Genomic DNA, 11,486 nt, shown 5'->3' with positions numbered 1-11,486 from the left:
GATGAGCGGAAGAGCAACATTTGGCCTCGCGCCGATGGAGGGAGTCAGCGAACTCCCCTTCCGCCTCTGGCTTGCCCAGGTCAGTGCTCCTGCCTTTGCATCGACGCCTTTTCTTCGAGCCACCGATACCTTTCCAGCTCAAATTCCAATCGATTTCGCAGCCGAACTCACGCGTGAGTGGGATGTCCCGTACCAGCTGATTCCCCAGGTCATGACCGCTGATCCCGACGATTTTGTGCGGACTGCGCGTTTGCTGTTATCGCATGCGGAGTTTGTCGATTTGAACTGCGGCTGTCCTTCGCCCAATCCCGTGAGCGGCGGTGCGGGCTCAAGTCTGCTCAAGGATCCCGCGCTTTTTGTTGGGTTTGCCGAACGGATGGCTGACGCTCTGCCGGCGCAAAGTTTTAGCATCAAGATGCGCACCGGTTTCGATGATACGGCGGCGTTCGACGTTCTGACCCATGGCCTACGTTCTGTGCCTTTGAAGCAACTCACCGTGCATGGCCGAACAAGGCGGGATCGGTATGATGGCTCGAGCCGCTGGGACCTTATTCAAAAGGCTGCAGAACAGCTCCCCTGCTCCGTGGTGGGTTCGGGTGATATCCTCGGTGTGGATTCCATGCCGCCGATTCACGCGATGGCTCCTTCCGTGTCGCGCTTTATCGTGGGACGTGGGGCTCTGCGCAATCCCTGGATATTTTTGGAACTGCGTAACCAAAAGCCGGTTGCGATAAGGCGGTCCCTGGTGCAAAAGGCCTTGGCCTGCTTTGCTTTGCTGACCGATCTGGGCATGGATCATCAAATTGATCGACTGGAGCCTTTGGTGCAAAAAGGTCTCTGGAAAACTTCCGCAGGAACCCATAGTGAAGCCTGGGCCGCACTTTACGATGAACTCTGTGTCGCCCATTCCGGAAAAATCCTTCCACTCAAGGATCTTGAACTTGATCGCATCACCTTGGGTCGCGTGAAAATGGTTTGGAACTATCTGCGCAGCAGCCTCCCAGCCCCTTACTTCGAGCCTTTGCTCCTGCGCTCCAAAAGTCTGGGCGAACTCCTGAGTGGCCTGGAGCGACTGGACCCGGCAGACGAATCCTTTCTGGTGAGCCATCGTTCGGAGTGGGACTGGCTCTTCACCAGCAGTCGTCAGAAGCCGACCCCTGCCGCGTCAGAACCCATCCAATTGGCCAGCATAACCACTTGATTTTTTAGGATTTATAAAGAATTTTTCAGAAAAATAAGAATTGGGCCGATAAGCCTCTCAGAATTGCACTCAGCCAATGTTGGGTTAATTAAAGAGGGCTCCTCTATGCGGCATCCGTGGCTCATAATTGGGCTGCTTCTCAGTTTAAATGCGTGTACCAATGCTACCTTTAAAGGTGTCACGGGTGGTTCATCCCGTGATAACTCGGCGCCTCCTACGAACAATGGAGATGCCACCGGCACGCCTCCTGGCAGCGTCCCGGGCGATCCTATTGTCCCCCCTGGCGGCACTCCCGATCCAGGGACTGAGACTCCGAATACTCAGAACCCGAACACTCCGGGCACGGATACTTGCGACCCCATGGCTCTGATGAGCCTGGCGCATCTTTATTCCTTGCATGATGACAAATGCCATACGAATGATCCGGGTGACAATGGATCAGACCCTGATGACGATGATGACGACGACGATGATGATGAAGATGATGAAGATGACGACGATGATGATCCGATGCAGAACGATCCCGGCCAAAACGGGAAAGGTTAGTCTTAGCTCGAAGGCTCAGTCTCAACCCTGGGACTGAGCTTCCATGGCTTCGCGCCCCCGTGAAAGGGTCTGGCCCCCTCCTGGTCATGAAAACTCAACACAAAAACATCAGCTTGATCCATGAGACGGCGAACCAATGGCGCCGGCGAATCCGCACGCATATGCGGATTGCGGGCATCCATCAGAATATGGATCGGTTCAAAAACTAGGTAGTCGCGCAAGTGTGAGCTGCGAATAAAATCAAAAATTTGGTGGATGTCCGCTTGCGCGGTAATCTCCACCACAATTCTTTTGATATCCAGATCTCGCAGCAAAGTGACCAACACCTCAAAAAAAGTATAAGCCATTTCACAGCATACACAGGCATTTAACAGGCGTTGGACCTTGGGCTCGACCGTGCGCGAAAAATCCAGCTTGACCGATCCTTCTTCGCAAAGAATCACACCGAGCTTTTCCCCGGCCCATTCCTCATGGATGTGATGCTGAATAAAACTGGTTTTGCCCGAACCAAAAAGTCCCCCAACAATATGCAGGGGAACTGGGCTTGCGCGGCGCGGTGGCAGTTCAATCATGACCTGTCTCAACTCGAGTGGAAAGGTGAACCCTGAACCTGATCGAAGGCAGGGCCACTCTAATCCAATTTCGAGCCAAATTCCACCGTCATCCGACACGCTTGACAGGAGGGGTATGAACCTCATGATCCGGAAAAGCCGACGACTGGGCGCCATCCATCATGGGGCTGGAGTCCGTTCGCAGAGGCATCGCGGGATCACCCACCGGCACCTTAAGCTGGGACATCCGGGTATAAGCGCTTTTTAAACGACGGCCGAGGATGCGACAGATGTTAAGGGTCATGATTGCAAAGATGCGCGGTTTTTTATCAAACAGTTTAATGATCGATTGATGTTTGATCTCCAGAACAGAGCAGCGGGTTTGCGCGATCACATCGATGCTGTAGGGTGTTTCATCCAGCAGCATCAGAAGGCCAAAAACCTCGCCCTGCTTCAGGCGTTCCACCCGAATCCGGCCGCCGGGTGTTGCCTTCTGCAGATCCGCAACGCCTTCAAGCAGGATAAAAATTTGATCCGCGCGCTGGCCTTCCTCGATGATTTTTTCATCTTTTTCGAAGTGGTGAACCTTCTGGTCTTTCACCACATTTTCAATCTCATCGTCATACAGTTCGAAAAACAGGGGGCAGTCTTTCAAGAGGTCCTTGATAGCCATGGGAATCAAGCCCCCTTCCGCAGCCGTGGGGTCGAATCATTGTTATCCTGGTTTTGCTTCTTCAGTTCCTCGCTGATGCTCGTGAGCAGGCGGCTCATTTCCTGGGTCATTTTTTCCAAGGCCATGGTAATTTTCTGCTCAGCTGGGGAAAGTTTGGTGCCGTGGATGCGGTACCACATGACTTCAACAGCGCGTTCAAAGTTCTTGGCCACTTCATCACGACTGGCATTCAAGGGGAACAGAGCGGTCACCAGAGTCATGATCACGCAGAAGACGATACCCGCAATGGATGTATTCATGGACAGAGCCACACCGGCCACGAATTGATTCAGGATAGGGCCGGCTTCCGCCAGCTTCGTGATATCGATGGCACCAATCAGAGGCAGGGATATGGTGATACCGACGAAGGTACCCAGGATACCGCCGATCACGAACAGGTTCGGCAGCACGTCAAGGCCACGGTTGAGGGCATCCACAGGCATGAAGCCCAGGATGGATCGCCATTTTTTATCCTGATCCAGCACACGGTCGGCCACTTCCATAAAGTTAGGTGGATAAGGGCTCTTCAAAGCATCGGACTGCTGCTTCATGGCCATCACCACGCTCAGCTTGCCATTGGTATATTCGGTCAAGCGTTCGGACCGGGAGCCTATACTGTTCTTGAAACGCAGCGAGCGATCGGGCAAATGCTCCTTGACGGAATCGAGCATATTTTCCAACCAGACATCGACATCCTCAACCGGCTCATTCTTGGCTTCTTCCTCTTCCACGTGACGGATGACGGAAAAGGCGAAGGCATTGAAATAAGCCTGGTTGGATCGATTCGTGCGATAAGCCACCACCCTCAGGAACAGGGCAATCAAACAGGTCACGGCCATGACCTCGATCAGGTAACTCTTGAACAACTCAATGGCTAACATGGTTGGCTCCTCGCTCATTCAACTTGTCCGAAATGATTTGCAGCTGACGTTCGGTATCTTTCTGATTACGCAAGACGAATTGTATTTCGACCCGGCGTGACTTCTTGCAATCGTAGGTCTCGCAGCCGCACTCTTCCAATCGGCTGCGCGCGGTCGGATCCTTATGGCAAATCGAGTTTTTATCCAAAAGGATGGGGTTCATCAGGCCCATGCCTGACACGCTCACGATCCCCCGCATCTGGTCCTTATAGGGGTAGTTACTGATACCTGTGCCGAACATGTAGGCGACGATTTCCCGGGCGCGGCTCAGACTGAGGTCCAGGTTATATTCATAGGGTTCGCCAACGGCTGAAATGGGATCGACATAGTTTTTATTGAATTTTGGACTGGCAAAACCGGTGACCAGAATTTTTTCGATACGGTTGGCGATGCTGGGTGTGCCCAGCAAGCTTTGAGCATAGATCGGCATGATCTGGGCTATTTTCTGCTTGGCCTCATCGCGCAGCTCATACGAGTTGTTTTTGAAATAGAAGGACTCGTCCATACGCAGGGTAATATTACCTGTTTCCGGATTGATATCGACCTCGACTCCTGACGACTTCAGATTGTTGGCAATCGACCCGGCAATCCGCTTGCGCTCATTGCCCATGGTCTGGACGGCTTTCCGGGCTTCCGCCAGGGTGCTGGCTGCATCACCCAGTTTCTTTTCCTGATCGTGCACAGCCATGGCCAGTTTCTTCTGCTGATCCTTGGTGCTGCTCTTTTCATCTTCGCAGACCACCCGGGCTTTTTCCGCTTGACTGAGTTTCTGGCTCACGTTCTGGTGATCCTGGCCCAGGTTGTTTAATTTTTTCCCCAGTTCGCTCGATTCCTTTTGGAGCTGATCATGATCCTGGGCCAGCACAGCCAACCGCCTGCTCAGATCATCCGCCAATTTCTTATTGCCATTATTATCCGACTGCACCGCCGCGAATTTCTGCTTGATATCCTTCAGGGCATCCTGCAAATTTTCTGTCTGTTTTTTGGAGTCAGCCAGCGCTTTGCCTTGTTGAGCCAGCTGCGCCTGCAGGCCTTCGTTGGCGCCTTGGCCTTTTTTCAGGGCTTCACCCAACTGACCATTGGCATCTTTGAGCTGACCGTTTTCCTTACCCAGGCCTTTGACCTGGCCTTCGAGGCCCCCAAGCTTTTCGCCCATCGCGCCCAGCTGGGATTTCAGACCTTCGCTTTCGCCCTGGCCTTTCTTAAGGGCTTCACCTAGCTGACCATTGGCAGCCTGCAGTTGACCGTTTTCCTGGCCCAGGCCCTTGACTTGACCTTCCAGCGCAGCAATTTGATCACCAGCCTTACTGAGCTGAGACTTAAGGCCTTCATTCGCACTCTGACTGGACTTAAGGCTGGCATTCAGCTCGCTGTTTGAAGCGGCAAGCTGGCCATTGTCCTTTTTCAGGTTCTGATTTTCCTGGCGAAGCTTGGCCAGCTCGTCGCTCAATCCCTGATTATCTTTTTGCATCTTTTGCAGCTTTTGTTCGACGTTCTGTTTGGCTTCCGTCAAAGCCTGGCTTTCAACCCGATTTTGTTCCACTTGCTTTTGCAGATCAGCTGACATCGTTTGGTACTGGTTGGATTGTGTTTTGGCTTCGGCGAGGGATTTCTCAACCGTGCCCAGCTGCTTTTTGAGTGTTTCACTTTGAGCGGTTGTCGTCTGCATGGTCTGCTGGAGTTTTGCAATTTCAGTTGTCTTCGCCGTCAGAGCGGTTTTGGCTTGGCTCAACTCAGTCTGACTCGATTGAGATTGGGCCTGAAGGTCGGCTAGACTTGTGTCCAAAGATTGCAGATCTTTTTTGTTGAGGGAAAGGCTCTTTTCCATCTGTTTCATTTGGATCTGAGTGGCCGTGATCTGCTGATCCTTTTCCAGGATGACCTTCTCTTTAAGAGCTATGATTTCCTGTGACTGTTTGAGGAGAGCCTGGTTCTTATTCTGACGATCATAAAGTTTTTTGATGGAATCTTCACGACCTTCGATCGATTGTGCGAGTTGAGCCAGCTGGGTAAGACTGGTCTTAATCATTTCCCTTTTCTCAGCCATCTGCTGGATGTCCTTGGCGACATCATCCATTTCCTGAACCGTCTTCACCTTGTCCGATTCTGGTATTTTACCAAGCAGGTATTTCTGAGCATCCATCTTTTCCTGCTGCACAGACAGCTGCGTTGCACCAGACGAAAGAAGGGCGAAGACGAACATGATAAGGAATATGATAGCAATGGACATGAAAAGGTCACTATTGGTCGTCCAGGTTGTGCCTTCGTGACTCTTAACTTCTCTGCCCTGGCGCTTTCTTACATGCTGCATCGGCGAGTCTCCACATCCGGTATAAAGCGAAACTTCCCGCGATTTTGTGACTAGCAAAAGGATCGGTACCGTCGCCCGAGAGTTGAAGCGCCAAACGCAGTCCACGAAGTTCGAATGGAAAGGCACACTTGCATGATTTCGGACTAAATTTTTCGAGTGGTAAGTTAGGATAGAATGGGCAGGGACAGAATTATGCCTGAGGGTAAGAGAGTGTGGGGCCATACACCTCAGGCGGCCTGATTATTCTTCAGACAATTTTCCAGGACCGCCAGCAGGGCTTCTTTGCGAACAGGCTTTGAAATATAATCATCCATACCGGCGGCCAGGCAGCGCGCCTTGTCTTCGGACATCGCATTGGCGGTCAAGGCGATAATGGGAATTTTCCAGCCCCGTTTGCGAATGACATCGGTGGCTTCAAACCCATCCATTTCCGGCATCTGGCAATCCATCAGAACCAAATCGAAGGCACCCTCTTCCAAAGCCTGGATAGCCTCACGTCCATTGGCGACGGCCTGGGCCTGAAAACCCAGCATGCGCAAAAGATTAAGGACCAGGAGTTGATTCACTTTATTGTCTTCCGCCACCAGAATGCGACCGCCGGTCGAGGATCGCTTGTGGTTTTCCAGTCGGGTCTGAAAAGGTGCGCTCGCATGCGCCGAGCCATTGACGGACGTAACGATCGCATTATAGAGTTCTGACTGCTTATAGGGACGGATCAAACGTGTTATGGAAGCGGAACTGGAATCCAGCGACACACCAAGCGGAACACCCAGGATAATCCTGGCTGACGAACCCTTGCTTGTCAGCTGTTCGGTCGCCTTGTGGTCGTCTTCCTGCGTTGTGCTCGGCATCAAGATAATATCGCATTGAGCGAGCTGCGCATCCGCCTCAGCCGCCGACGCGCAGGCCACCGGTGTCATGCCCCAGGCCTCAAGATACGTGCGAACAATATCACGCAGGATCTTATCGGTCTCAATCAGGAGCACGCGGATCGGAGAAGCCTGTTCCATTGATTTGGGAGATTCCATGGCCTTGGAAATGGGCAAGGGCAAGGAAAATCAGAATTCAGAGCCTTCTCCTTCCCGACTTAAGATCCCGATTTTTCCTCCCATGAGTTCGACCAGGCGACGCGAGATGGAAAGACCCAGGCCCGTGCCTCCAAAACGTCGGGCTGTGGACCCATCGGCCTGCACGAACGGCTGAAACAATTTACGGGCGGTTTCTTCCGACAGCCCAATCCCGGTATCACGCACACTGATGCGGACCTGAAACGCCTGGGGATCGGCTTCCAGAACTTCGGCTTTAATATAGACGTGCCCGCGTTCGGTGAACTTCACAGCGTTACTGATCAGGTTCAGCAGAACCTGGCTGATGCGACCTGGATCCCCCCGCAACGAGTTGGGAATATTCGGGTCCACAAGGCAATAGATCTCGAGGCCTTTTCCATGAGCTTTGGGACTCAACAGGGACTGCTGGGCCTCGATCACGTTCGATAGGCTGAAGTCAATGGTGTCAAGCGCCATCTTTCCAGCTTCAATTTTTGAGAAATCCAGAATGTCATTCACGATATTCAAGAGCCCGGCCCCGGATTCCTGAAGCATCTGCGTAAAATTCTTCTGGGTTTCATCCAGCGGCGTGGCCAACAAAAGGTCGGTCATCCCAATGATACCGTTCAGGGGCGTCCGAATCTCATGACTCATGTTGGCCAGGAATTCAGCCTTCACCTGGGCTGCTGCCAGGGCCGCCTGTCGCGCACTGATCAGTTCAGCCTCATTGCGTTTGCGTTCACTGATATCGGAAATAAAGGACGTAAAGACCACAGTGTTATCGATGCGGACGGGAGTAATGGACAGTTCAATAGGAAATTCCGCACCGGATTTACGCAGGGCCGTGATTTCAATGACTCGATTGATGACCCGAGCCTCACCTGTCTGCAGATACCGATGCATGCCGTCACGGTGGGCCGTGCGATACTGGGCTGGGACAATAAATTCAGCCAGTGACTGGTGCAGGATTTCCTCTTTACTCCAACCAAAGATCTTTTCCGCCTGGGGATTCCAGTCCACGACCAGGCCGGCTTCATTAATGCCCACGACGGCATCATGAGCTGTTTCATAGATCGTTCGCAGGCGAGCTTCATTGGCCCGAACCGATTCTGTGGCTTTCTTTTCCAATTCGATCAGGATCCGCTCCCGCTCGGCATGGATTCGTTCTTCTTCCCCCTGGTGCATGGTCAGGCTGCTCTTCCAAAGCATCCACGTGAAAAGGAGGCTGCTTCCCACCACGCGAACCATCAAGGCAAAGTTCTCATCGATGAGCCCGAGGCCCTGGCCTTTGATCGCCAGCCAATTCATAAGCGGGGGTGTAATCAGAGCCATGGGTAGAATCCGGCGGAGCATACGGCCAGCCCCAGTGTCCGCAAAGAAGATGGCCATGAAGCCTACATCCCTGCGCTCCAAAAGCAAGGCGATGCACACCGTGACAAAGAGCACCGTGGTATGAAAAGCCATCTGGGTAAAATACGCATAACCAAAGGTATAGGTCAGTCCCAGAAAATAACCTATCATCGCCTGGAACCCGAGCAGAAAGACCAGAATAATCAGCGACTGCGCGATCCTGATCAATCGTGGCTGACCCAGGTGAATCAACACCGTGCTGATGGATAGAAGTGCAAACGAGAAGGCTGTAATGGGAGCCATGCGACCTGGTGGAAATTTACCCTTGATCCCAGCTGGGTCCAGAAACAGAAGCTCGTCAAGGCCAAGGTTGATATCAAAAATGTATTCGCAGCCGGTCGCCGCACTGATCAGCAAAGGTATCTGAGCAAGGGTCAAGGCCAGCGTCTTTTGCCAGTGGGCTGCACTTGACCTGAGCAGGATACTCAACCCGAACAGCAAGAAGCAGACAGCGGTATTGGCTTTCATCGTAATATAGTTAGGCATCACCGATTTCAGCGTGGCGATATCAAACAGCCAGCCCAGAAGGACCAGACCACTGATGATCATGAGGAACCCAGCGCAGAGTGCAGAATAAGGAATTCGCCAAGCTTTAAGCAGGTTCATGGTTTCCACTCTCACGGTTTGCATCTTATGGTAAGGATCGGTTCCAGGAGGCAAAAACTGAGGACGAAAGCATTTGCCAAAACTGACTTATGCGAAAAGATTGCAAGACCCGGCGCGTTTTCATGGATGAAGTTTCCCCTCCGAGAAACCTATTGATAAACCCCCTATCAAGGACTAAATCAAATCGCGAGGTCGAGTCACGTGAAGGAGAAATGATGGGTCGCACGGCCAGGCTTTCGAAACGAAATTCGACCTGCAACATCATGATCTTAGAATCCTGGCGAAGCGTGGGCCTTATTATGACCCTTATGGGGCTGTTCACCCTGCCTCTTCGGGCCGACACCGCGGCGCCTTGGGGCATAGCCCATCATTCCGCAGACGTAAGTGATGCGTTTCGAGTGAGTCGGGATCCTCCACCTGACGGGAAGCCGCGGCCTGAGGACTGGACCACCAATCGAAAGTCCTGGGGTTATAGCCGCGATACATTGTGGTTATCGGGTCAATTCTACAATCCCACCGATCAAACCCAGGAAAGAGTCCTGGCTCTGCCTTTCTCCTCCCCAACGCAAGCTGATTTTTCCGTTTACGATGCGGACGGACAGCTTCTAAAAAAATTGGAGGCGGGGACGTTTTCGCCTTGGGAAGGCAGGGAGCTGAAGCTCAATCTGATCGGCATTCGGCTCAGCCTGCCGCCGCACGAAGTACGACGCGTCGTCATTCAGCAGCATTCCAATAGCATTCTGGATACGCACTACATTTTGCGTTTGGTTGAAGATCATCAAAAACTGGAATGGATTTATCTGGCGGCCTATGGGCTTTACTTTGGCCTGGTCCTGGCTTTGTTCTTTCACAATTTGAGTCTCTACTTTTCCGTCCGCGATCCCGTTTACCTCGCCTACCTTGTGTTCGTGATCTGCATGTCCTGCACCATGCTCTTCTCGTCGGCCTTCTATGCGGTATTTTGGTATCGCACCCCAACCTGGCTGCACAATCTCCCTTATGCAACACCGGCTTTCTCCAATATTGGGGCGGCCACGTTCTTCTGCTGGTTTCTCCATCTCCGCTTGAAGGAGTCCTGGCTCGCTCGGAGTTTGTGGCTCATTTCTGGCCTGAGTCTTATCACGGCTCTGGGCATACTTGTAGACCCTCACATGTTCATGCCATGGAATCCTTTTTTGAATACGGCGACTGTCCTGCTCGGCATGGCGGGCAGCATTGTCAAGATTATGAATAAGGAGCGATACGCTTGGTTTCTTTTCATCGCACTGATGTGTCCCGTTCTCAGTGTGAGCACTTACTATATTGGGAATTTCGTGTTGAAGATGATGGTGCCTTCGGACATCATGTCCATAGCGTTCGGGCTGGAAATGATTCTGATGTCGGTGGGACTTTCGCATCGCGTTTATGCCTTACGTCAGCGTCAGTATCAGTGGGTGGCGCAGCAGGAATCCATTATTTACCGCTATAAAATGCGAGCCCTGAACGAAATGGCTTCTGGCATGGCCCACGAAATCAATAACCCTTTGATGATAATCAGCGGGTATGCTGAAGTCATCGGTCGGCTGCTGAATCGGGAACCGCCCAACATCACGCGGATTCGTGACATTGCCAAAAGAATCATAAGCAACGTCGAACGTATCGCTTTTATCGTCAATTCCCTGCGCTCGTTTGCACGAGTCGACACCAGGCTTGAGATGGAAAAAGTATCGTTGCAGGAAACCTTGCGCCAAGCTTTGGCCCTCTATGAAACGCGCATCAAGGATAGTGGGATTCAGTTAAAGCTGGAGATGAAAGGGGGACCATTCATGGTCTTCGGTCATAGCAGCCAGCTCATTCAAGTCATCTCAACACTATTTGACAATTCGATCAAGGCGCTGCAGCATGCGCCTGAGAAAATTCTGGAGGTTCATCTGATTACCGTCACCCAGGATGAAAAGTATACCGTAATCTTGATTGTTCAGGACAGTGGACCGGGCATTCCAATGGAGGTCCAAAGCAAAATCTTTCAACCTTTTTTCACGACCCGTCCCGTGGGCGAAGGAGCCGGCTTAAGCCTGAGCCGAGCGCAGGGCATTATCCAGTCGTTCAACGGGCAACTCTATTTTGATTCCCAGGCGCATGGCACCCGATTCATAATAGAATTGCCTATGGCTGAGCTTGCGCTTTAAATGCACCAGATTTCG

9 protein-coding genes are annotated in these 11,486 nt (G+C 52.2%); 3 read left to right on the top strand and 6 right to left on the bottom strand.

Annotated features, from left to right (window positions below; translation table 11 throughout):
- Position 1: 1 nt before the first annotated feature.
- Positions 2-1,201 carry a tRNA-dihydrouridine synthase family protein gene (locus VE954_RS36940; protein ID WP_324962603.1) on the top strand — a complete coding sequence of 400 codons (1,200 nt, stop codon included), beginning with the start codon at positions 2-4 and terminating at the stop codon, positions 1,199-1,201.
- A 105-nt stretch (positions 1,202-1,306) separates the two neighbouring features.
- Positions 1,307-1,747 (top strand): hypothetical protein, encoded by a 441-nt coding sequence (locus tag VE954_RS36935; protein WP_324962601.1) that lies wholly within the window; start codon positions 1,307-1,309, stop codon positions 1,745-1,747.
- Positions 1,748-1,749: 2 nt separating this feature from the next.
- Here the strand turns inward: VE954_RS36935 and VE954_RS36930 are convergent, their stop codons facing one another.
- From VE954_RS36930 to VE954_RS36905, 6 genes are all read right to left on the bottom strand, one after another.
- A complete protein-coding gene (locus VE954_RS36930; RefSeq protein WP_324962599.1) occupies positions 1,750-2,319 on the bottom strand; it encodes a GTP-binding protein in 570 nt (189 codons plus the stop codon).
- Between the two features lie 88 nt (positions 2,320-2,407).
- On the bottom strand, positions 2,408-2,971 hold the full coding sequence (locus VE954_RS36925) for a cyclic nucleotide-binding domain-containing protein (protein WP_324962597.1): 564 nt from the start codon (positions 2,969-2,971) through the stop codon (positions 2,408-2,410).
- A gap of 5 nt (positions 2,972-2,976) precedes the next feature.
- A complete protein-coding gene (locus tag VE954_RS36920) occupies positions 2,977-3,891 on the bottom strand; it encodes a hypothetical protein (RefSeq protein ID WP_324962596.1) in 915 nt (304 codons plus the stop codon).
- Positions 3,878-6,241 (bottom strand): hypothetical protein, encoded by a 2,364-nt coding sequence (locus VE954_RS36915; RefSeq protein WP_324962594.1) that lies wholly within the window; start codon positions 6,239-6,241, stop codon positions 3,878-3,880. Before VE954_RS36915 ends, VE954_RS36920 begins: the two co-directional genes overlap by 14 nt.
- A gap of 227 nt (positions 6,242-6,468) precedes the next feature.
- Positions 6,469-7,251: a response regulator gene (locus tag VE954_RS36910; RefSeq protein WP_324962592.1), complete on the bottom strand. Its 783-nt coding sequence runs from the start codon at positions 7,249-7,251 to the stop codon at positions 6,469-6,471.
- A gap of 48 nt (positions 7,252-7,299) precedes the next feature.
- A complete protein-coding gene (locus tag VE954_RS36905) occupies positions 7,300-9,303 on the bottom strand; it encodes a PAS domain S-box protein (protein ID WP_324962590.1) in 2,004 nt (667 codons plus the stop codon).
- Between the two features lie 212 nt (positions 9,304-9,515).
- Between VE954_RS36905 and VE954_RS36900 the strand changes: the two genes are divergently transcribed.
- Positions 9,516-11,471, top strand: a complete 1,956-nt coding sequence (locus VE954_RS36900) for a sensor histidine kinase (RefSeq protein ID WP_324962588.1) — start codon at positions 9,516-9,518, stop codon at positions 11,469-11,471.
- Positions 11,472-11,486 lie beyond the last annotated feature (15 nt).

The organism is Oligoflexus sp. (assembly GCF_035638955.1).
Classification (GTDB): Bacteria; Bdellovibrionota_B; Oligoflexia; order Oligoflexales; family Oligoflexaceae; genus Oligoflexus.
The sequence above is the reverse complement of the archived record's forward strand: the minus strand, read 5'-3'. Positions and strand labels throughout refer to the sequence as shown.